The sequence below is a fragment of the Paraflavitalea speifideaquila genome (assembly GCF_032395985.1).
In the GTDB taxonomy this organism is placed as follows: domain Bacteria; phylum Bacteroidota; class Bacteroidia; order Chitinophagales; family Chitinophagaceae; genus Paraflavitalea; species Paraflavitalea speifideaquila.
The window spans coordinates 1162830-1184542 of the sequence record NZ_CP135920.1 but is presented as its reverse complement, the minus strand read 5'-3'; the positions used below and the strand labels follow the sequence as shown (position 1 = coordinate 1184542).

General features: G+C 44.7%; 31 protein-coding genes and 2 pseudogenes. 4 read left to right on the top strand and 29 right to left on the bottom strand.

Features of this window, described 5'->3' with window-relative positions; translation table 11 throughout:
* Positions 1-70: 70 nt before the first annotated feature.
* A pseudogene (locus RS881_RS08340) lies at positions 71-390 on the bottom strand (hypothetical protein); the annotation flags it as partial.
* A gap of 117 nt (positions 391-507) precedes the next feature.
* On the opposite strand from RS881_RS08340, the gene RS881_RS08335 reads away from it, so the two are divergent.
* Positions 508-1092, top strand: coding sequence for a nucleotide exchange factor GrpE (locus RS881_RS08335; RefSeq protein ID WP_315820652.1), 585 nt, complete (start codon positions 508-510; stop codon positions 1090-1092).
* A gap of 100 nt (positions 1093-1192) precedes the next feature.
* Positions 1193-2293: a molecular chaperone DnaJ gene (gene dnaJ, locus RS881_RS08330; RefSeq protein ID WP_315824399.1), complete on the top strand. Its 1101-nt coding sequence runs from the start codon at positions 1193-1195 to the stop codon at positions 2291-2293.
* 141 nt (positions 2294-2434) lie between these two features.
* Here the strand turns inward: dnaJ and RS881_RS08325 are convergent, their stop codons facing one another.
* From RS881_RS08325 to RS881_RS08280, 10 genes are all read right to left on the bottom strand, one after another.
* Positions 2435-2593, bottom strand: a complete 159-nt coding sequence (locus tag RS881_RS08325) for a hypothetical protein (protein ID WP_315820651.1) — start codon at positions 2591-2593, stop codon at positions 2435-2437.
* Positions 2594-2613: 20 nt separating this feature from the next.
* On the bottom strand, positions 2614-2931 hold the full coding sequence (locus RS881_RS08320; protein ID WP_315820650.1) for a YfbK domain-containing protein: 318 nt from the start codon (positions 2929-2931) through the stop codon (positions 2614-2616).
* 145 nt (positions 2932-3076) lie between these two features.
* On the bottom strand, positions 3077-3400 hold the full coding sequence (locus tag RS881_RS08315) for a vWA domain-containing protein (protein ID WP_315824398.1): 324 nt from the start codon (positions 3398-3400) through the stop codon (positions 3077-3079).
* 20 nt (positions 3401-3420) lie between these two features.
* The gene (locus RS881_RS08310) at positions 3421-4134 is read right to left on the bottom strand and encodes a VWA domain-containing protein (protein ID WP_315820649.1); all 714 of its coding nucleotides are present in this window, start codon (positions 4132-4134) and stop codon (positions 3421-3423) included.
* Positions 4135-4249: 115 nt separating this feature from the next.
* Entirely contained in the window at positions 4250-4786 is a 537-nt protein-coding gene (gene hpt / locus RS881_RS08305) for a hypoxanthine phosphoribosyltransferase (protein ID WP_315820648.1), read from the bottom strand.
* A 3-nt stretch (positions 4787-4789) separates the two neighbouring features.
* Positions 4790-6025: a glucosaminidase domain-containing protein gene (locus tag RS881_RS08300; protein WP_315820647.1), complete on the bottom strand. Its 1236-nt coding sequence runs from the start codon at positions 6023-6025 to the stop codon at positions 4790-4792.
* Positions 5952-6605 carry an O-methyltransferase gene (locus RS881_RS08295; protein ID WP_315820646.1) on the bottom strand — a complete coding sequence of 218 codons (654 nt, stop codon included), beginning with the start codon at positions 6603-6605 and terminating at the stop codon, positions 5952-5954. Before RS881_RS08295 ends, RS881_RS08300 begins: the two co-directional genes overlap by 74 nt.
* A 223-nt stretch (positions 6606-6828) precedes the next feature.
* On the bottom strand, positions 6829-7344 hold the full coding sequence (locus tag RS881_RS08290; RefSeq protein ID WP_315820645.1) for an LOG family protein: 516 nt from the start codon (positions 7342-7344) through the stop codon (positions 6829-6831).
* Positions 7341-7526, bottom strand: a complete 186-nt coding sequence (locus tag RS881_RS08285) for a hypothetical protein (protein WP_315820644.1) — start codon at positions 7524-7526, stop codon at positions 7341-7343. The genes RS881_RS08290 and RS881_RS08285 overlap by 4 nt, the downstream gene beginning before the upstream one ends.
* A 138-nt stretch (positions 7527-7664) precedes the next feature.
* The gene (locus RS881_RS08280; RefSeq protein WP_315820643.1) at positions 7665-9122 is read right to left on the bottom strand and encodes a sodium:solute symporter; all 1458 of its coding nucleotides are present in this window, start codon (positions 9120-9122) and stop codon (positions 7665-7667) included.
* A gap of 181 nt (positions 9123-9303) precedes the next feature.
* On the opposite strand from RS881_RS08280, the gene RS881_RS08275 reads away from it, so the two are divergent.
* The gene (locus RS881_RS08275; RefSeq protein WP_315820642.1) at positions 9304-9444 is read left to right on the top strand and encodes a hypothetical protein; all 141 of its coding nucleotides are present in this window, start codon (positions 9304-9306) and stop codon (positions 9442-9444) included.
* Entirely contained in the window at positions 9444-9776 is a 333-nt protein-coding gene (locus RS881_RS08270; RefSeq protein ID WP_315820641.1) for an LOG family protein, read from the top strand. Before RS881_RS08275 ends, RS881_RS08270 begins: the two co-directional genes overlap by 1 nt.
* A 156-nt stretch (positions 9777-9932) precedes the next feature.
* Here the strand turns inward: RS881_RS08270 and RS881_RS08265 are convergent, their stop codons facing one another.
* The 18 genes and pseudogenes from RS881_RS08265 to RS881_RS08180 form a co-directional block, all read right to left on the bottom strand.
* Positions 9933-10502 carry a hypothetical protein gene (locus RS881_RS08265; RefSeq protein WP_315820640.1) on the bottom strand — a complete coding sequence of 190 codons (570 nt, stop codon included), beginning with the start codon at positions 10500-10502 and terminating at the stop codon, positions 9933-9935.
* A gap of 107 nt (positions 10503-10609) precedes the next feature.
* Positions 10610-11838, bottom strand: a pseudogene (locus tag RS881_RS08260) (FAD-binding oxidoreductase).
* 356 nt (positions 11839-12194) lie between these two features.
* A complete protein-coding gene (locus RS881_RS08255) occupies positions 12195-12704 on the bottom strand; it encodes a hypothetical protein (protein ID WP_315820639.1) in 510 nt (169 codons plus the stop codon).
* A gap of 227 nt (positions 12705-12931) precedes the next feature.
* Positions 12932-13495, bottom strand: a complete 564-nt coding sequence (locus tag RS881_RS08250; RefSeq protein WP_315820638.1) for an RNA polymerase sigma factor — start codon at positions 13493-13495, stop codon at positions 12932-12934.
* A 244-nt stretch (positions 13496-13739) separates the two neighbouring features.
* The gene (locus tag RS881_RS08245) at positions 13740-14171 is read right to left on the bottom strand and encodes a hypothetical protein (RefSeq protein ID WP_315820637.1); all 432 of its coding nucleotides are present in this window, start codon (positions 14169-14171) and stop codon (positions 13740-13742) included.
* On the bottom strand, positions 14159-14806 hold the full coding sequence (locus RS881_RS08240; RefSeq protein ID WP_315820636.1) for a hypothetical protein: 648 nt from the start codon (positions 14804-14806) through the stop codon (positions 14159-14161). Before RS881_RS08240 ends, RS881_RS08245 begins: the two co-directional genes overlap by 13 nt.
* A 616-nt stretch (positions 14807-15422) precedes the next feature.
* Complete coding sequence (locus tag RS881_RS08235) at positions 15423-16154, bottom strand: acyltransferase family protein (RefSeq protein WP_315820635.1); 732 nt, start codon at positions 16152-16154, stop codon at positions 15423-15425.
* Positions 16136-16387, bottom strand: coding sequence for a hypothetical protein (locus RS881_RS08230; RefSeq protein WP_315820634.1), 252 nt, complete (start codon positions 16385-16387; stop codon positions 16136-16138). Before RS881_RS08230 ends, RS881_RS08235 begins: the two co-directional genes overlap by 19 nt.
* 239 nt (positions 16388-16626) lie before the next feature.
* Positions 16627-16869 carry a TolC family protein gene (locus RS881_RS08225; RefSeq protein ID WP_315820633.1) on the bottom strand — a complete coding sequence of 81 codons (243 nt, stop codon included), beginning with the start codon at positions 16867-16869 and terminating at the stop codon, positions 16627-16629.
* Between the two features lie 97 nt (positions 16870-16966).
* Positions 16967-17362 (bottom strand): TolC family protein, encoded by a 396-nt coding sequence (locus tag RS881_RS08220; RefSeq protein ID WP_315820632.1) that lies wholly within the window; start codon positions 17360-17362, stop codon positions 16967-16969.
* A complete protein-coding gene (locus tag RS881_RS08215; RefSeq protein ID WP_315820631.1) occupies positions 17359-17883 on the bottom strand; it encodes an O-antigen ligase family protein in 525 nt (174 codons plus the stop codon). Before RS881_RS08215 ends, RS881_RS08220 begins: the two co-directional genes overlap by 4 nt.
* Positions 17880-18332: a hypothetical protein gene (locus RS881_RS08210; RefSeq protein WP_315820630.1), complete on the bottom strand. Its 453-nt coding sequence runs from the start codon at positions 18330-18332 to the stop codon at positions 17880-17882. The genes RS881_RS08215 and RS881_RS08210 overlap by 4 nt, the downstream gene beginning before the upstream one ends.
* Positions 18329-18853 carry a hypothetical protein gene (locus RS881_RS08205; RefSeq protein WP_315820629.1) on the bottom strand — a complete coding sequence of 175 codons (525 nt, stop codon included), beginning with the start codon at positions 18851-18853 and terminating at the stop codon, positions 18329-18331. Before RS881_RS08205 ends, RS881_RS08210 begins: the two co-directional genes overlap by 4 nt.
* 137 nt (positions 18854-18990) lie before the next feature.
* A complete protein-coding gene (locus RS881_RS08200; RefSeq protein WP_315820628.1) occupies positions 18991-19434 on the bottom strand; it encodes an OpgC domain-containing protein in 444 nt (147 codons plus the stop codon).
* A 124-nt stretch (positions 19435-19558) separates the two neighbouring features.
* A complete protein-coding gene (locus tag RS881_RS08195) occupies positions 19559-20155 on the bottom strand; it encodes an acyltransferase family protein (protein ID WP_315820627.1) in 597 nt (198 codons plus the stop codon).
* A complete protein-coding gene (locus RS881_RS08190; protein WP_315820626.1) occupies positions 20155-20727 on the bottom strand; it encodes a tyrosine-protein kinase family protein in 573 nt (190 codons plus the stop codon). The genes RS881_RS08195 and RS881_RS08190 overlap by 1 nt, the downstream gene beginning before the upstream one ends.
* A gap of 84 nt (positions 20728-20811) precedes the next feature.
* Positions 20812-21078 carry a hypothetical protein gene (locus RS881_RS08185; protein WP_315820625.1) on the bottom strand — a complete coding sequence of 89 codons (267 nt, stop codon included), beginning with the start codon at positions 21076-21078 and terminating at the stop codon, positions 20812-20814.
* 65 nt (positions 21079-21143) lie between these two features.
* Positions 21144-21629 carry a hypothetical protein gene (locus tag RS881_RS08180; protein ID WP_315820624.1) on the bottom strand — a complete coding sequence of 162 codons (486 nt, stop codon included), beginning with the start codon at positions 21627-21629 and terminating at the stop codon, positions 21144-21146.
* Positions 21630-21713 lie beyond the last annotated feature (84 nt).

Genomic DNA, 21713 nt, shown 5'->3' with positions numbered 1-21713 from the left:
CCTGCTTTTCGCGGGTCAGTATCCGTACAGGTATTTGAGATTGGGGGTTGAAATATCCCTGGCCAATGAATTTTTATCATGTGTAAGCACTTCTACTACATCGCCAGCCTTTGCATCTCCATCAATCAAATTCACTTCATTTCCGAATATCCAGGGATGGCCATTGAGTACACGCGGACTGATCTTCTTTTGAGAATCACGTTTGTCATGGGCGCAAATGTAAGCAGAAGTCGGAAAACTGAAGGCGGAAGTCAGAAGACCGGAAGGCGGAAAGCCCGCTGTTACGATTTTTACTACAACTTTCCGACTTGCGGACTTTTCTGACTTTCGGACTCCCCAGCATTCAGATTTCTGACAGTTGAATTCGTTTTTAACTGCCTTTTTGACCATATTACCCGAATGGCAAAATAATTGCGCCAGATGGCTTTGCTAAGCAAAACTTGTATTTTTACAGTTTGGCATCCCGGCACTTCTCCAGGAAAGGGGAAAGCCGTCAATTTTGCAGTTATGAACGCGAAAAATACAGAACGACCTATGACAGAAAAGGACAACTTTAATCAGGACAATGGCGAAACCATTGATATCAACACCGATGAGAGCGTAAGCGGGTCTACCCATTTGAATGAGCCGGTAGCCAATGAAGACGAAATCGAGAAACTGAAGGCAGAAGTACAGGAACTGAAGGAAAAGTACCTTCGCCAGGTGGCAGAGTTTGATAATTTCAGAAAAAGAACGGCGAAAGAAAGGTTGGAATTGATACAAACAGCTGGAAAAGATGTAATTGTATCGCTGTTGGATGTACTGGATGATTGTGATCGTGCCGAAAAGCAGTTACAAACCAGCAATGATGCCGCCGCTATTAAGGAAGGGGTACAACTGGTATTTACAAAACTAAGAAATACCATGCAGAGCAAGGGCGTAAAACCCATGCAAACCATTGGTACTGAATTCAATCCTGACAACCAAGAGGCGATCACCGAAATACCGGCTCCCACCGAGGCCCTGAAAGGCAAAGTAGTAGATGAAGTGGTAAAAGGATATTACCTGAATGATAAGATCATCCGGTTTGCTAAAGTAGTAGTAGGTAATTAATTCAAAAACTCACAATGTCGAAAAGAGATTATTACGAAGTACTGGGCGTATCAAAAGGCTCCTCACCGGATGAGATCAAAAGGCCTACCGCAAGGTGGCTATGCAATTCCACCCCGACCGTAATCCGGGCGATAAAGCTGCGGAAGAAAAATTCAAGGAGGCAGCAGAAGCCTATGAGGTACTGAGCGATGCAGATAAACGTGCACAATATGACCGTTTTGGCCATGCTGGATTGAGCAATAATGGCCGCGGTGGATTTGGTGGCAGTCAGAATATGGATGATATCTTCAGCCAGTTTGGAGATATTTTCGGTGATGATATTTTCGGAAACTTCTTTGGTGGCGGTGGTAGAAGAGGCGGTGGCGGACAACGCAGCCGTGGCGTGCGGGGTAGTAACCTGCGCATCAAGCTCAAGTTGAACTATGAAGAAATTGCCCGCGGCGCTACCAAGCAGATCAAGGTCAAGAAATATGTAACCTGTACTACCTGTAGCGGCAGTGGCGCCAAGGATAAGAACAGTGTACAAACCTGTGGCACCTGTGGCGGTAATGGCCAGGTTCGCAAAGTAACCAATACCTTCCTGGGGCAAATGCAAACGGTGACAACCTGCCCCACCTGTAATGGAGAAGGCACAACCGTTACAGCCAAGTGTACAGCCTGTAAAGGTGAAGGAAGAGTATACAGCGAAGAAACTGTGACCATCGATATCCCGGCTGGCGTACAAGAAGGTATGCAGCTAAGTGTGGGTGGCAGGGGTAATGCCGGAGAACGTGGCGGACCTCCCGGCGATCTGATCATCTTAATAGAAGAAGAACAACATAAAGAACTGCACCGTGATGGACTGAATGTAGCCTATGAATTGCATCTATCCTTCCCGGATGCCGCCTTTGGTACCAATGCAGAAGTACCTACCATTGATGGCCGTGCAAAGATCAAGATACCAGCCGGTACCCAAAGTGGTAAGATATTCCGTCTGAAAGGAAAGGGCTTCCCCGGAGTCAATTCCTATGAAAAAGGAGATCAGCTTATTTACATCAATGTATGGACCCCTCAAACTATGACAGCAGAAGAAAGGGCCATGCTGGAAAAGCTGAACAACTCCCCAATTTCAAACCCCAACCAGATAAATCCGACAAGAACTTCTTTGATAAAGTACGGGAAATGTTCTCGTAAAATACTAGCTGCGAGCTATGATCTGTGAGCTACGAGCAATAGGCAACTATGTCACTAAACGCTCGAAGCACACAGTTCGTAGCTTGTTCCGCTTTGCAGAAGGTTGAAGCTTATTCACCTCTCGGCTTCCGCTTTTTCTTATTGCCGTATATTTTTTTAGCCTTAGCGATCATACTGATAAATTCTTTTGAATGGCATCTTGTGGGTTATGCGACTCATCGGCTATGATAGCAGCATCATTCCAGGTAGCCATGCGCATATAAGGTGAGTTTTTGAGCAGACTGGCAAATATAGAAACAGAAGTGGCAAAACGATAGCAATCGGGCAATTCCGCAAATTCAGTATAAGCTACTGGCGCAGTATAGCTGGTAACACGCCCAATGGAATCCCCGGCAATTTGTAACTCAGCGATACCCTGGCCAGCCCATCGTTGGCATTTCCCCAATCCAATGATTGGCTAAGGGGCACCAATTCAAACATAGCCAGCAGTGAATGCCCCGATCCAACTTCCCCTCCTTCTACTTCACTTAGTGAATCGGCCAATGCATTTACCTTATTGTCGAAACCGATCAACCGGTATTCTTTTACTACCGACGGATTGAACCATACATTGAGAAAGGCATCATCGGCCACTGTATAGAGGGTTTGTGTAAGTTCTTTTACCAATACTTTCTCGGCCTCTTTTTCATTGTCGAGGTAGGCAAAATTACCATTGCCCTTTTGGCCAGTATTTCCAGTTTTGAATCCTTATAGTTTCCCATACCCACCCCCAGGCAGGTAAGGTATATACCCGACTGCTGGTGTTGGGTTATCATTTTTCCAGTTCCTCCTCCGAGGTTTGACCTACATTGAAATCACCATCGGTAGCCAGAATAACCCGGTTATTGCCTCCCCAGATATATTGACTTTTGGCCAGGCGGTAAGCTGTTCTTATCCCCGATTCGCCCGGCGTGGAGCCACCAGGATACAATTCCTCAATCGATCGCCGGATCTTGTCTTTCTCAATACCCGAGGTAGGCGTAAGCCATACCCCTACGGTACTGCCATAAACAATAATTGAAACAGTATCTTTTTCCCTGAGATTATCGACCAATAATTTGAATGCCGATTTTAACAGTGGCAAGCGGTTGGGCATATCCATCGAACCCGAAACATCTACCAGGAATACCAGGTTGCTGGGGGTATTTTATCCGGATCAATTTTCCGGGCGCTGGCATGGAGGAATAAAAGCCGGCTATGCGGGTTCCAGGGACAATCGGAGAGATAAGATTTGAAACCAAAGATGCTGTCGGGCGGCGGTGCTGTATAATCAAAACTAAAATAGTTCAGGAGTTCTTCAATCCGTACCGCATCAGGCGGCACCTGCGTATTCATGCCCAGGAAACGCCGGATATTGCTGTAAGAAGCTTTATCAGTATGGATAGCGCAACCCGTTTCAGGGAATTTCCTGGCTGATACAAAATCGTTCTCTACCAACGAGCTATAGGTTTCTCCGGTAAGCAGGCGAAAGTTGCGGTCCTCGGGGTGCATATTCCGGGTAAAAGAAACCAGCCTGTTCCGTTGTAAGTTGGCCGAAGAATAGAGCATTTTCAGCACGATGGTCTGGAATTTACCGGCCTCCAGCTTGACAGAAACTGGTTGATACCCTTCCAGTGAAACGGTGATGGAATCAGTTAATTGGGAAGATAAGATACCAAAAGAGCCACTGCTGCCTGAATAGTATACATACCTGGTAGTATGCAGCAGTATTTTAGCGTTGGACAATGCATTCAGTTTTTCATCTTTTACCTCTCCACGCAAATAATACTGTGCAAAAGCCGGTGACACGGTAATCAACAATAAGGATATGGCAGCAGCAATTTTCAACAAGGGGTTATTTTGAGATCGTGAATTGGATTCCAAGGGTCATACATCTGTTAATAACGATGAGCCCCCGGTTATCTTATAAAATTCAACGCCTTATCTTCCCACTTTTTCTAATGTGCTATTCAACTAGCTTATAAATTTCCCTGATATTTCTTCCTAATCCATCATAATCCAGTCCATATCCCACCACAAACTTATTGGGAATGGAGAATCCAAGATAGTCAATAGGGATCGGGAAAACGGTGGCTTCTGGTTTGTGTAATAATGCCACAATCTTCATGGAGGCGGGCTGCTGATGATGCAGCTGGGGCAGGAATTCACTGAGTGTTTTACCAGTATCTACTATATCCTCTACAATAACGACTTCCCTGCCAAAGAGGTCCGTATCAAGCCCGATAGCGGTAATAACCTGGCCGCTTGATTTGGTGCCTTTGTAGGAAGCCAGTTTAATAAAACAGATCTCTGCGTCAATGCTCAATTCCTTGAACAGGTCGGCAGCAAATATAAAAGAGCCGTTCAGTATAGCTATGAACAAAGGCTTTTTGCCGGCATAATCCTTATCCAGTTGCGCTGCCAGCGCTTTAATGCGGGCATTGATTTCATCGGCAGTCAGGTACGGTTCGAACTGTTTATCATGTACACGAATAATGCTCATAGATCAGTTTTTGTAAATGATCAGCTCTTGTCCAATCTTCAGTTCATAGCCGGCCATTTTATTCCAATCCTTCAGTTGTTCTACTGTGATATTGTATTTCCGGGCTATGCTATACAGTGTTTCTTTGGTTTGTACCGTATGGGTGGTATAAGCAGCTGTAGTAATATCAGTAGTACGGGGAGTATTTTGCAGTTGGGCTACCTGTGGGGCCACCTCACTGGCCAACCGGGGCCGGGCAGGAGCTTTGCCCTGTAAATACAAGGCTTCACCAGCGGCGGGAATATCCTGCTCTTGCAGGTGATTGTGATCCAACAGCGACTCGAATCGAACTCCTTCCAGTTGACAAATACCATACAGGGTTTCGCCTGATTGCATGATGTGTTTTTCACTGGCGCCCACTTTCCTTTTACGTTGAAGGAACAATAGCTGACCGTCGGTAAGCACATCCTCACGCCGAAGGTCATTAAAATCCATCAGGCGCCTTAAAGCAATATCATATTGTTGAGCCACGGCCAGCAGCGCCGTGCCCGCTTTGGCATACATTACTTTCGTATTGTTAATGGTAAACTGCCCTTCGGGCCAGGTGATCTTAGGTGTTTCTTTTACCGCTTCTTCCACTGCTGCAAATGGAGCGATAACAGCTGGGCCGGCAGCTAAGCTACCTTCCCCTTCCACCGGCCTTTTAGGATTACCGGCCAGTATCTCCTCCTGGGGAGCTATTTTGCCCAGCGCAATCAATGAATATTGCTGCAGGTTATAATCCTCTATGAGCTTGATGATGATTTGCGAGTATTTGATATTGGTAGCATACCCAGCTTTTTTCAATCCGTAGGCCCAGGCTTTATAGTCAGTGGGATCTAACTGAAACAGGAACGCGTACCTGGTACTATTCTTAAGGAAATTGGAATGATCCATATAGGAGTCCTGCGAAGAGGAATAGCTGCGGAAACATTCACCCCTGGCGTCATCATCATGGTACACTTTATCGCCCACCCAGGTATTCTTGCATTTGATGCCAAAATGGTTGTTGGACTTAAGCACCAGGTCCGATTTACCCGCCATGGTTTCATGAATACCTTGTGCCAGTTTAATAGAAGCCGGGACACCCGTGCGCACCATTTCCTGTATGGCCAGCTCCTTGTAGAGATTTATATACCCATAAATGTCATCGCTTTTCTGAGCCTTTAACCACAGGGATGCCAATAATGGGAGTACAATCAATAAACGTTTGAATGGCATGGATTTTATTTTTTCGGATCAACAGTAAACCATCGCGGATGGTAACCAAAACATTATCTACACGTTCGTCCTGCTGCACCCGTTCATTAAATGCCTGAATGGCTTTTGCGTTTTTACTGGTTATGGGCTGGTCAAATACCTGTCCATGGAACAATACATTATCTGCCAATATAACTCCACCTTGTCTTAACCTCGGCATTACCAGCTCATAATAGTCGGTATAGCCCACCTTATCGGCATCAATGAATACCAGGTCCCAGGTTTCTTGGAGGGTAGGAATGATCTCTAACGCATTTCCCGTGTGCAAAAGTATCTTTTCAGGGGCATTTGACCTATCGAAATTTGCCTGGGCAACGGCAGCCTCTTCCTCTCGTAACTCAATGGTATGCAATTGGCCATCTTTTGACAAACCTTTAACAAGACAGAGGGCGCTATACCCTGTAAATGTACCGATTTCGAGGATACGCCGTGGCTGTAACAGCGTGCTGATCATTTCCAGAAACTTGCCCTGCACCTGGCCGCTAAGCATGTGCGCCTGAGGGTGGGAGGCATAGGTTTGTTCGGCTACCTGTTTCAGCAACGCATCTTCCGGGGAGGAAAACGGTCGGCATAGGCTTGAACTAGTGAAGAGATTATGTCCATAACCTACAAAAGTACGGATTGAAGTCCGAAAAGTGGGAGGAGTCCGGAAGTCGGCACAGTCCGAAACTCAGGAAAGACGGAGACTCGGAAAGTCCGGAAGACAGAATGTAGTAGCCCAAGCCAGCACAGGCTTTCGGACTTGCGGACTTTCGGACTTTTTACTAGAAATTAGGTTCCAGGGGATGTTTGGTATAAAACTGCAGCACATGCTCTACTACCTCTTCTGGGGTATCCACCACTTTGAGGAGGTCGAGATCGGCCGCAGAGATATTATTGGACTTCTGCAGCATGGTTTCCTGCATCCAGTCCATCAGGCCGCCCCAATATTGCGACCCCACGAGGATGAGGGGTACGGGCGACATTTTTCCTGTTTGGATCAGGGTAGCCACTTCAAAAAACTCATCCATGGTGCCAAAACCTCCCGGCATCATGACAAAACCCTGTGAGTATTTGGTGAACATGACCTTGCGAACAAAAAAGTATTCAAAATGCAGGTTGGCATCCCGGTCAATAAAGGGATTGGCGTGCTGCTCGAAAGGCAATTCTATATTGAGGCCTACAGACTTGCCTCCACCCAGTTGGGCACCTTTATTGGCAGCCTCCATAATACCGGGGCCACCACCTGAAATGATACCAAAGCCTTCCTCGGCCAGCTTGCGGGCAACATCTACTGTCAATTCATAATAAGCATGGCCTGGCTGGGTCTGGCAGAGCCAAAAACAGAGATGCAAGGGCCTATTTTAGCCAATGTTTCAAAACCATCCACAAATTCGGCCATTATTTTAAAGATCTGCCAGCTAGAGTGGGCTTTGGATTCGGACCAGCGGCGTTGTTTTGAGATCTTAATGGTTCCATTCATACACTAAACGTTTAGAGGTTGGGTTTGTACGTAGCCACAAACCAGGTCTTAAAGACTATGATGCCATCCGTTTCAGCGGATGGCATTAGAGTAGGTCAACTACGTGTAACCTATATGAATAACGGGCGAATGAATAAATTAGTTTACGCCAGTTGCTGTTTTTTTTGAAATTGCTAACAAACCAAGGAAGGTGAGCAAGCCATTGATGATGAGGAGCTCAAGGCCTATTTCAAAGGAACCGAATATTTGTTTCTGGTATTTATCCAGCATGAAGCATATAACCGGTGAAGCCACGCAAATGACAGGTACTAGTTTATCGTTTACCACTCTTTTGGTGAGGATACCGAAACTGAATAATCCCAATAAAGGTCCATACGTATACGCAGCTACCTTTAGGATCACGCCGATCATGCTGGGATTGTTGACCCATTTAAATACCATGACCAACCAAAGGAAAATGGCGGCAAAGGTAAGGTGTACCCGCTGCCGGATCTTTTTCTTCTGTTGGTCATTCCAGCTCGTATTGCGTTGGATACCCAATATATCAATGCAGAAAGAGGAAGTAAGTGCGGTAATAGCCCCATCAGCACTGGGAAACAAGGCCGAAATAAGGGCAATGATAAATATAGCTGAAATGACCGGCGGCATATGCTGCAACGCAACCGTAGGGAATAAAGCATCACCGGTTACAGCTATACCTTTTTGTTCAGCAAACAGGTACAATAAACCACCCAATACCAGGAACAACAGAATTACGCCCAACATGATCAGCGAAAGGGTAACCACATTCTTCTGCGCATCTTTAAGCGTTTTAACAGAGATATTCTTCTGCATCATCTCCTGGTCCATCCCCGTCATGGTAATAGTAATAAAGGCACCCGCCGCTATTTGCTTCAGGAAGAAATACCGGCTACTGGGATCGGTAAAGAAGATCTTTGAGTACCCCTTCTCTCCCATGGCCTGCAGGCTTTGCCCCAAACTAATATCCATCGTCTTTAGAATATATACCACACATATTACCAAACCGGCCAACATACAAGTAGTTTGCAGCGTATCGGTATATACAATGGTTTTAACGCCCCCTTCATAGGTATACAGCAAGATCATGATTAAGATGATGAGCGTAGTGAGCCAGAAAGGCACACCGAAACTGCTGAGTATGGCATCCTGCAGGATCTTAACCACCAGGTAGAGACGTGCAGTAGCACCCAATGTTCTTGACAGAATAAAGAAAGAGGCGCCCGTTTTATACGACCTGAAACCTAAGCGGCTACTTAGGTAATTATAGATAGAGGTAAGGTTCAGCCGGTAATACAGTGGTAATAAAACGTAAGCAATAATCAGGTATCCTATGAGGTATCCCAAGGTGATCTGAAAATAAGCAAATGACTCTCTACCTACTGCTCCGGGTACACTTACAAAGGTTACACCACTCAATGAGGTGCCGATCATGCCAAATGCCACCAGCATCCAGTTAGAATTACGGTTACCAATAAAGAAAGAATCATTATTGGAATTGCGCGAGGTAAAATAAGCAACCACCAGTAAAACCAGGAAATAACCAATAACAAAGGAGAACAGCAATGTGGCAGACATAGATAAATATTAGTTGACAAACATACAGTAGAATCGGGGTTGAAGATAATAAAATTGTGATCAATTGCCGGCATTCCACTTATCTTAGGGGCTGCGAAACCAGCTACAGTGGCCTCTTTCCCTAGGCAAATCCCTATTTAAGGGCCTCCCGAGTATCGCATTAAAATAATAATAAACGTTTATGAAGATAGAAGCGGTAGCGGTTTTCTGCGGATCAAAGACAGGCAAAAACCCGGTATTCAATCAGCATGCGGCAGAACTTGGCAAACTGATTGCCATGCTGGAAATGAAGCTGGTATATGGCGGTGGGAAAAAGGATTGATGGGCACTATTGCAGATGCCGTATTGGCGCAGGGTGGCAAAGTAATGGGAGTGATCCCCAAACTGCTCATAGAATGGGAACATCAGCATGAAGGGCTTACCGAACTGGCCATTGTATCTGACATGCATACCCGCAAGCGTACCATGTATGAAATGTGTGATGCCGCTATCGTATTACCTGGTGGTTTTGGCACGCTGGATGAGTTGTTTGAAATGGTAACCTGGAATCAATTAAAGATACACGATAAAAAAATCTATATCCTCAACTCTGGCGGTTATTATAATCACCTCATCAATCACCTAAAGGTCATGCAAAAGAAGGTTTTTGTATGAGTCAGTAGAGGAGCGCATCATTGTATGCGGCACGCCGGTGGAGATATTTAATACAATTAGCTAATTGGATAATGTGCAAATGTGCTGATTTGAAAATGGAATACAAGTTTGCTATGCATAAGCATTCGCACATTAGTACATTAGCAAATTTTCAAATTAGAATCCGAAGTTATAACCAAAGTTGTAGAAGGCCCTGTTGCCATAGGGCGTCCGGTCGTTTTGCAGCAGGTCATACTGGACCATGATAATAAATGCACCGCCACCGGCAGGAATGGCTGCACCTGCACCTCCCAGTAAAGAAGGTACTATTTTACCATCCAGCTTCTGATCGGGTCGACCATCATAAAATTTGAACTTGCCCCAGTTGTAGTTCATCTCGGGTTGTATTTGCAGAAACAGGTACTCAATGGGGTATACCCGGCCAAAGACATTGAGACCAGCTACTCCATAATTTTCTTTGTATTGGGGATTGGTATACCTGTATTTGTAACTGGAATACAGAAAGGTTACGCCTGCACCGGCAGCCAGGTAAGGATTGAAACGATAACCTATTTGAGGTGATACATTCACCAGGGTACTATTACCGCCAAAGCCCAGACCAAAGTTTCCACCGAAGAATAGTTTATTTCTATCAAACCCCCGCTTGGGTTCATCATCCTGTGCCTGGGTGGCAACGCAAAATGTGGTAAGGAAAACAATAGCGATCAGCAGCGATTTCCTGTTCATATGGATTGAATTTGGTAAATAAAAAGCCCCTGCAAATATACAGGGGCCAAGTCATTGACCATAATTAAGGCTAAGATTTAGGCTTTTTTAGGCCCATAGGGTCCACATTAAGCCATATCAAATATTTTTCCCGCGTTGAGGATATTATTGGGATCGAATGTTTTCTTGATACCCCGCATCAGTTGGAGCTGTGTTTCATCAAAAACAATATCGATATAGTTTTTCTGCAAGAGGCCAATTCCATGCTCTCCGCTAATGGTGCCACCCAGCTCATGGACCAGCTTAAACAATGCACGGATTCCCTGGATCACTTCGGGATCATCATTACTATTGGCAATCCCTTCTTTTTTGATACGGATATGCAGGTTTCCATCACCGGCATGACCATAACATACAGCCTTGAAATTATACTGGATACCCAATTCCTTTACCCCCTGATGAGGGCAGGCAGCTCGGCCCGGGGAACTACAGTATCCTCTTCAATAGTATAACCATCGATCTTTACCGCTTCTGCCGCCCGACGACGTAATTTCCACAATTCCGCTTTCTGTTGGGCATCATCGGCAAAATAGGGCTCCCCGGCATCATAGTCAGCCAGCAGCGTTCCAATGGTTTCCATTTCTATCATCAGCGTATCCAGGTGATTGCCATCTACCTCAATGATGAGGTGGGCGGCGGTACCCTCTGTTACCGGCACTGCCGAACTGTCTACGAATGCGCTCACAATCCTGAGCGCATCTATTTCTATCAGCTCCAGTGCACTGGGTACAAAACCGCCACGGAAAATAGCACTTACTGCCTCCCCGGCTTTTTCCAGCGATTGGAAAGGCACCAGCATCAGCAGGTCGTATTTAGGCAGTGGAATCAGCTTTAAAACAATTTTCGTCACAATACCCAGGGTGCCCTCACTTCCCACTACCAGTTGAGTGAGGTTATAACCAGTAGAATTTTTCAATACATTGGCTCCCGTCCAAATAACCTCACCATTGGGTAACACCAGCTCCAGGTTAAGTACATAGTCTTTTACTACCCCATACTTCACAGCTTTGGGGCCGCCACTGTTCTCGGCAATATTGCCACCAATGAAACAGGATCCGCGGCTACTGGGGTCAGGAGGATAGAATAACCCTTTTTCTTTTACCGCATTCTGCAATACCTCGGTAATAACCCCTGGTTCGGTGATTACCTGCAAATTCCGCTCGTCGATCGTCAAAATGGAATTCATCCGGTCCGTAGAGATCAATACACCACCCAGGTGGGGCAGGGCGCCGCCACTTAACCCTGTACCAGCCCCGCGGGGAGTTACAGGTATTCTGTGTTGGTTACAGATCTTCATAATCGCACTTATTTCTTCGGTAGTACGCGGACGAACCACTACTTCCGGAGGAAATGATAAATGCTCGGTTTCATCATGCCCATAATTAGTAAGGGATTCATCATCGAGAAGAATAAAATCAGCGCCTACAATTTGTCTCAATTGTTCAATGATCGCCGTTGTCAACTTTCCCTGAATAGCCACTGTTTCCATGTTATTGTATTGAAAAGGGCCTCAAAAGTCGGATAAATGCGGGAGATGGAAAAGCAGCAGACAGAAAATATTAGCAGAAGGCAGATAATTGGGTGATTTTGTGGACTAAAGGGACATAGAAGCACTCCTAATATCAATGTTTACAATTGGGTCCGGCTAAATGGTCAAGGCGCTATAAACTCATACAAGGTGTATTGTACCTGATCCTGGGTCTCCGATTTCCTGAATCCGGCTTTCTCGGCCAGTTTTGCATACAGTTTATCTTTCTGGTGGATCTCCCATAGTATTTTGCTGGCTCCCTTATTTGAACGGAGATAAGTAATATATGTGCCGAGCAGACTGTATAATGCCCGCTTATTAAAGAGTAAAGGGTTTAATTGTAATTGTTGAATACTAAATTCATTCTTTTGTAAAACATAGGCTGTTTTTAAACGCGTAAAAGCCGATGCATAAACAGTAAGTAAACTAATACGGGGCTGTTCGTTTATAATACCTGTTATAATAACTATTTCTGAACTGCCCTTTGTTGTTTGCAGTAATAAAGATAAACTGGCATTGGTTTCTTTGACCATCCACAACAGCAGCCATGGAAAATCCTCCTCACACAAAACATGCAAAGAGATATGGTCATCACCTGACCAACCATCCTGCTGATCTTTTACTTCCTGGCCCATAAAAAGGGAGCGCTAAGCAATGCTGTTTACGTATATTATGTGAAGCCTGGTTTTTCAGGAAAATAATAAGGAGAGGGATTATATAAGTTATCACGCGTACGGGGTGATCAAATATACCAATCAATCCATAAAATAAGCAGTCTGCCTGCCCTTGGTTTCGCTGGAGAGGCCAAAAATCGCGCCCTGGCGGGCTAAATGATGCGAAAAGGAAAATATTTTGATTAATCTCAATTAAGGGAGGGGGTTATCGTGAGGCTTTTAGAGAGCGTTGTTCGCAGTATCCTGATTGCTTTAGTCTTGTGGGCCCTAACGGTTTTTACGGGAATGCCCAGCTGTGTAGCCACATCTTCGGTGGTCATTTTATTGTAGAAATAGAGTTTGAATACTTCAGCACAAGGGTCGGTTAACTTGTTTATCCCCTCATACAAGGCCAATAATTGCTCCGTGCTTAGTAAGGCCGTATTGTCGGCTGGTACCAGATCGGTGAGGGAAAGCAATTCCTTTTGAGCGGGTCGTTCCAGGTCCAAACACCTTAAATAATCATAACAACCATTCCGGATAGTAACCAATAAAAAGGTTTTGACATCATCCATCGTCTGAAAATTCCTGCGCATGGCAATCAGCTTTAAAAAAGTATTCACCACCATTTCCGCCGCCTCCTGTTGGTCATTGATCAACTGATAGGCATAGTGAACCATTGAAGTATAATATTCACGGAAAATGGTCTTTATAGCCTGGGGCTCATTTTTGTGAAAGGCGGGGATTAAGGAGCTGTCTGAAGCTGTAGTCATTGTACAGGAATTTATACTGGGTATATGTACCACTAACATTTATAGCCAGCAATTTACCGGCCACTGAAAGCAAACAAAAATACCTAGGATAAAGCCTGGTTTGGCAGGAAGATATTGGGATAACCGGAAGAAATCTTCACTATCAAAGTTACATAGTAAAGTAAGAAAATAATGAACAATTCTATCAACTGTTGAGAATTAACCCCACAGATAATAGCTTGTTTAAACAAAGCCTCGCTACAGGCTATTCTACAACTATTATGGTTGCTGTAGGGTCTGGAAATACCTTCTTCCTTGCTCCATATACATTCAGCAGGGAATCGATATAAATTGTACCCTGGGGCTGGTAATGGGTAGCTTCCGTATAGATATACAACTTCCCGCCATTGATAAGGCAATCCGTAATGGCTTTATTTACAGCTGGCTTTAACGAATCGGTTGCGGGCGCCTCATATACCTGATTTTTAGTAAAATAGTTGAGGAAGTCTTTCAATTGCCAGGCATCCTGGAGTAACACCATATCCTTTTCCCGAACTGTTGCTTTTACCTGTTCTATTTTGGCATAATACTGGTCATTTTCAAGGCTTAATAACCAACGCATGCTACCAAAAAAATTGATGGTGAATAACATGATGCTGATGGCAGCTACTATTACTACCGGCCTCACTGCCCCCACCCTTTAAAAACAGGTATGCCTTGCCCAGCATATTGCAGGGTACCCAGCAGTAATAGCCAAAGTAAGATGGTTTGAAAGATCCAAAACTCCAATATCTCGGGCATCCAGAAACAGAAAAAGACTGAGTACACAATACCAACAATCATCAGTGGGGTTACTACGTTTCCCAGTTTTGAACTGATGGTTTTATAATAACGGGCAAACCGGACTACGAGCCAAAGCATCACCCATCCAAGTAAAACACTGAGCCCGGCCAGGAAAATGGCCATGGAATGGGAAATATGACGGGCCAGGTACATTTCATCGCCCAGGGAATGGGTAGATAGAGAACTACTCAGGTATTGCTCTACGGCTGGTATGCGGAAAACGAAATGCCCTCCAATAAAAGCATGGGAATACCCCGTGGCGATTAACACCGGCATTTTACTGTTTAGCGGCTTCCAGTAATCATTGCTTTGGGTATATCCCTCAAACCAGCTGATCCATTTGGGAACACTATTATACCCCTCTATAACCCAACCTACTATGAAATAAGCGCCACCTACCAGCAGGATACCAGCAACCACATATTGCAAGAGTGAAATGGACAAATTGAGCCTTTTGCGCTGCTGCCACAATTTATATAGTATGGCCACCGCAAAAGTATATGGACCTGGTGGAAAAGGATGGCCATCACATGCAAGAGGATCACCTTCCATAGGTCGGCCTTACCAAAATCATCCTTCGTCATGATATACAAGGCCAACAGCAAAAAGAACATAGGGGGCATACACCTCAATATTTACGCTATAGAACCAAACACCAAAAGAAAAGCCGATAACTGACAAGCTTACTACCGATTGCAATACAGGCAGCCGGAAACGATTACGAAAAAACTATATAGTACAGCCATGGTGCCACTACCCCATAGTGCGGTAAATACCTCGGCCAGGTAATAATCCTTTACCCCGGAAAAATAGGTTGAACAAATACCAACCAATAATGAGTAACAAAGTGGTAGATAAGGTGATGGGGGTGAAATAAATGCTTACCCGTTACCATTCCATTCAGGTAACCGATGGAATCATGGGGGCCAGAGAAATTGGCCGCCAGGGTGCATAGAAAGAATATGAATGATCCGGTAAAAACAACTAGTTGCTCCGGAATTCCAGGACGCCGATTCATTAATGCCGTTTAAAATTGGTTGTAACCGAAAACCTGTTTGCCATACATCTCAAGCGCTTACCACACTGCGCCACAATATACATTGCATTATTTGGTAATGAAAGCGAATTTATCCTTCCATTTCAAAAACCATTTTTCAAACAAATGGTAGGAAGCCAAACTGATGACAATAGAGAGCAAGAGTGCAATAACGGCTGAGGCCACCGCTACCCATAATTTCCCTTCCTGCCAACCCAGTTTTACGACTAGCTTTACCGTTACATACATGCCCAGGAGGTGCAGGCAATAAAGGCCATACGTATAGATACCCAATTTGCTAATGAGCTTAAAGCGGCTCATTTTAAACAGGGAGTTATTGGTAAAGTTCTGTTCTGCAATAATGAGTGCGAAAAAGATCCCAATGACCAGCCTTTCAAATACAATGGGCAATCCATGAGGAAATAGATATTCTTTGCCCAGGGTTACACATAAAGTTCCAATATAAATGAAAGCAATGGCAGGTTTACTTAGCTGGGTAATAAAATCCCTGAATTTATTGGGGAAAGAAACCAGCCAGGCCAACATCGCCCCCAGGGCCATATCTCCAATCAAAGACAATGTGTGAAAATACCGCACGGCATGGTGCGCCTCGGTAGCTTCGGTATAGAATGACCGGAATACGAGTGATAGCAGAATAATGCCTGCAAACACGTATTTATAGAACTTAACTGGAATGAATTTCAGGATCACAGGCCAGGCCAGGTAAAATTGCTCTTCTACGCAAACCGACCATAGGACCGATAAAAGAATGGCATCGGGTTTCACCGGCCAGTTATGCATATAATCAAAATTACCAACGAGGAAAATATAGTACCAGGGATTAGCGCTTTCATGAGGTACTTCACCCCCATTTTCTTCAGGATGGCAAAAACGACAAACCCTATAAACAAACACAGAAAATACAAAGGCCAGATACGCAGTATCCGGCGAATATAAAAATTACCTACATGGATAGTACCCGTTACTTCTTTTTCCCGGATCAACAGGTAAGTAATGAGAAAGCCACTGAGCACAAAGAAAAATTAACCCCCAGGGTGCCATACTTGAACAGGAAAGACTGGATCTTGAAGGCTAGTGGCGACGAACTTTGCAGATAGCTGAAAAATGACAAATAGCAATGATGCAGGAATACAACCAGGAAAGAGATAAACCGCAACCCATCCAGGTTAGGGAAAAATACCTTGGTTCTGGAGGCAGGGTTTGCTGGTGGCAAGGGCTGTATTTGGGGTTGGGTCAGGGTCATTGAATGGTACTATTTTTTACCAAGCACATCATCAACACTTACACCGATCATTTGTTCCAGTTCCAGTTTGGCAATGCTGAAATTACGTTGGTAGTCTACCTTACGCATTTGCTGTTCATAGTAAGCATTTTCAGCTTTCTTGAAAACTTCGGGAGTGATCAAGCCGTCTGAAAAGTCTTTTTCGGCCAGCTTATACTCTGTGTATTCCGACTGCGTCATGCGGGTCATCAATTCCAGCTTCTCCTTGTGCATCAGATAATCTTCATAAGCCGACAGTACTGCCCGTCGAATGGCGCGGTATTGCTCATTTTTAGTGCATTGGCGATATAAATATTTTCCCGGGCAATCTTCACATCATTGGCCCTGCTGGTAAAAAGTCGAGGGGCAGGTTGAGGCTGAAATTGTATTTCGGGTAAAGTGTGGCCTGGTTAGAGGGTGCACTCTTGGGATTGATGGTATACTCATTCACGTTACCGGAAGCAGAGATCACGCCAAACCAGGTGCCTTTGGCCCTGCGTAGTTGGTAAGTTGCCACATTCACATTGCGGTCGGCAATCTCGAAACTGGGGTTCTGCATGGCCAGCTGTACCAGTTTTTCCCGGATATCTGTGATCTGGCTGGTATCCAGGTTGGCATGGTAAGTTGATACATTACGGCCAGTAGGCTGTTGGGCCTTGGCGGTAGCAGCAGTGAGTATCAGTAAGCAAATGCCTGCAATGATTCTTTTCATGGTTCTGAGGTTCATTTTGAGTTGTTTGCTTCAGCGTTTGATGAATCGTAAAGATGTAATTTCAGGAAAATGGCCAGGGCCGAATAAAAATACAACACATTGGGATACTGACCGATGGCCATTTGTGAAAACTGGGCCACCAGGAGGCTGAATACCGATACCAGGTGTGCCGCATATTGTGATTTCAGGTCAGGGTCTCGTACCCGGTAAAAATACTTGATCCCGGTGCGCAGGATAACATAGTAAAAGATCAGTAAGAGCGCCAGCCCAATGGGCCCCTGCTCCATCATGGTTTGCATATAGGCACTATCTGGCGGAATAAATGACAGGTAATGCCCGGGATTATACATTTGTCCCACCAGCCCAGCCGTATTCACCCCACCACCAATAGGATGGCTCCACACATAGGGCTGTACCAGCTTACGGTTCAAGTCCCGCACCATGGCCGAAGGTTCTTTAGAGCCTTCAAAGGTAGAACGCAGGCGGTTAATGACTGCATTGTCATAAATAGGCGCTACCAATAATGCGGTGATCATGAAGGCAAAAATACCCGAAAAATGAGCGTCCTCCGCTCATATAAAGTAAGTATACAATAAAATACAATGGCCGCTATAACCATTAACGTGGCCGTTCGTGTACCGGTATAGCTCGTTGCGAGAAAATGGACAACCGTGAGGGTATAATACAGGATACGTTTCCGCAGGTCTTTTGCCTGTAGGGCAAATACGAGCACCAGTACGGTAGAAGAGGCATACAGGATACCTGCTGTAGCAGGATCGGAAAGTAATCCAAAACGGCGCACCATACCACCATTCACAAACAGGCCCACGCGCTCAGGATCGGCCATCAGCCAACGCTCCTCCCACCCAAAAAGCCCCAGCCACTGTTGCTTACAGGCATATATCGCTTCAATAGAGCTAAGTATTACCCAAAACCTGGTAAAGAATTCAATCGCCTTACGGGAGTTGAAAAAGCAATAACTCATGTAAAAAAGGCGGCAAAGCTCACCTGCTTGCGGAAAAAATTAAACCAGCCGAGTTTACTCGTAGCTGCAGGATTAACGATCTGCAGCAGGTAATAAGCCAGCAAGACCCCAATCCAGATAGTGATCGCATGATTCCAAAACTTACTGGTGATCTCCTTTCTGTATTCCTGCCTGGTTATAACCCCCAATAAGGTAAGATAAGAAAGGTATTCCGGCACCAGCCCAGTAGGTATTACCGCAGCCGAATTTAACAGTCTCGCCGGGAACATGAGAAACAGGGTAATGACATAGGTGGCGTAATAACCTATTTTAGGATACACGATACACAGTAGGAAAATAAAGATGCCGCCCACCCCTGCTACAATACCAATGCTGATCTTTGAATCTACCAGTACAGTGATATACGATAAAGCAATGGCAATAAAGCCTAGTAAGGCTATCCCAAAAGAGGTAGCCATCTTCCTGTCCAGGAAATGATAATGCAGCCAGGGGAGTACTGATGCAGCCGCTTTATTTAGCACATTTTTATCATAGGGACTAAAAGAACAAAAACTTTACAAACATACCAGCCGTAAATGCTACAGCAAATAAGGTGCTGATGATCTCGAAGGCCTTGTATTTATTCTGTTCGTTTTCCATTTCGATCAATTGTAATTAATTAACTGCCCACTACTACACTGCCCCCAGGCTGTTCTTTATTATTCCGTTTCTTTTCTCTGGTAATAGCAGGCTTTTTAAGGGTAAACAGCCACCAGGCCCCCGCACGTTCGGCCATATTGTACAATATTACCGGTAAAATTACACCGACAGTCACACTAACGACCATTAGCATTGGTATATTCTCTATGCCAAATGATTTTGACAGGATATTCCTAATAGCCGAAGTGATCATGAGGTGCATCACATAAATATATAATGAATGGTAGCCTATTACCCGTAAAAAACGCATGATATTGAGCTTTTCCAGCAGGAAAGACACCTGTATTACAAAAGCCCCGCCAATTAGTGCCGTCACGGCAAAAATAGCAGGCTGCTGGAACTGCACATAATAATCATTCTGATGCAATAGGTTAAGGTAGGTGAAATAATGTTGCACCAGCACAAATACAGGCAGGGCAATGACCGTAGTACGCCAGGACGATAGTATCCTATGATTTTTGTATTCAACACCATATCCGAAAACACATGCCCTACTGCAAAAAACAGGTAAAAAAACAATACATCGATCAAAACCCAATATGGATATTGTTTATATGGCAATATCCCGAGATAGTATACAGGATTACCCCTAACACCAGTTGCTGCCAGGGTTTTATCTTACCATACCAGTGTACCAGTGCGTACAAAACACTTACAAAGAATAAGGCATTCAGGTACCAGAACTGCTCAATTTTTCGGGGATCGATGATCAGGTTTAAATAATCCATCGGTTCCCGTTCCGCATTGGCATACCCGGCAAATAAAAGCTGCAGTGTGACCTGTATGCTTCCCCATACCATCAATGGATAAAAGATGGTCTGGAACCTGTTTCCAATATAATCACCAATCCCCTTACGCACTAGGCTGCCACCCACAAAAATGCCCGATACAATAAAGAACAAGGGCATCCGGAAGCTGAAGAAAAAGATATTAAAGTACTTTAACCCATCATAACTTCCGGAACCCACTCCTACATTTCCCAACCCTTCAAATACATGCCGGTAAACAACCAGCAAAATAGTGATACCCCGGGCATAATCTATCCAGGGATACCTACTCCTGTTTAGTATTTTTGAGCATTGAATAAATAATTGAACATGAGCGGTATAAGGTTTATGATGCACTACAAATCCATATTCCTGGACTCCACATTATTCAGAATTGCACCTACAAATTTGTCACCAGTACTATTCAGGTACTGGATCGAATCTTTGTCAACCTGCCCTAAAGATGATTTGGCCGAAAAAACGACAATAATTCCATCTACCCAGGCAGCCAGCTCTTTACTATCCGCATGTTTATTAAGTGAAGCCCCTTCAATAAATACAAAATCATAGCTTTCAGCAATCTTGGGCAGGTTTTCCAACAAGTGGTTCTTAGGCAATACTTCGGATGGGGTATGATTACCTTCTGCACAGCCCACCAGGTTCGTATTGGGGATATTAGTCATGCTGGTAATTCCCCAAAACTTATCCATCACATTACCCTGCCCTGAAAAGGTGAATTGCTCTAGAGTAGGTTTACCTTCAAATTTCCTGGTCAATGAATTGTTAGAAAAATTGGCATCTATTACCAATACTTTCTTCCTGGTAAGGCTCAGGCTATTGGCCAGCGCTTCAATCAAGGTTGTTTTCCCTTCCTGTGGCTTTGTACTGGTAACGAGGAAGATCTTTTTTACCCGTACTGGCCAGTTCAAAACGAAGTTTACGCAGGTTTTCGACAAAAAGCCTTCCCTCTCCTTCCTTTTCTTCATCATTGCTATTGTCCTTGAAGTATTCGTTTAAAGGTTTTTCTTCAGGTTAAGCCTGTTTAAGGAGCTGAGCAACTTCATTTTGGTAGCCCGCTGGAATATGGATGGTGTTTTGAACGAAGAGTCAAAGAACTCCAGCGCCACAATAATAAAAGCCGATAGAAATAACATCAACATGCCACACAGTCCCAATACCAGCGAACGGCGAGATGGTTCAGCCGCAAATGCAGGAACAGCCACCAATATTTGCTTGAAGTTGTTTTGTGGATTGATATCGAGGTCTAGTGAAGATTGCAAACTTCTTTTCAATTGTTCATATTCCTGTGCAGCGATCCGGAGGTCCCTTTCCTGTGCATCTAAAATTACCTGGTCGCCCCCACCCGTTTTAGTGATCGCCTCATAATCTTCTTTTGCCGGCCAAATAACTTCACATTGCTCTCGGCAGCCAAAATCTGCTCTTCCAGGTCCGTTTTACGCGCTACCAACTCTTCCTGGCGTGTTTGTGCCCTCGTTTGTCTTTGTTGTCGGTCAGCACTTGAACCTCCAGTGCTTTTGTACTGGGCAATTTTGCGCACATTAGCGTCGATCTGGTCCGATAGCTTCTTGATCTCCTCTTCCGATTTGCCGTTCTTTTGTATTTCCAGTGTTTGATTTTCTTTTTCCAGGGCCAGTATGGCTGCATTATTATTGACCAAGCTTGTACCTAATCCTTGTGTTCCCAAATCTCTTAGTTGAAACTCTACGGACCGCAATTCTCCCCTCAAATTATTCAGCTTGGCCTGTTCTTGCTGGTAATTACTGGTTACCCCCTGCACAACGGTCATAGCTGCTGAGGCCCTGTCGGCCACATTGGGTGTGCCAATTTTGATCCTGAAAGCTTTCAGTGTTTCTGTAAGGCTATCTACTGTTCTTTTTTAGAGGCTGCCAGGCTA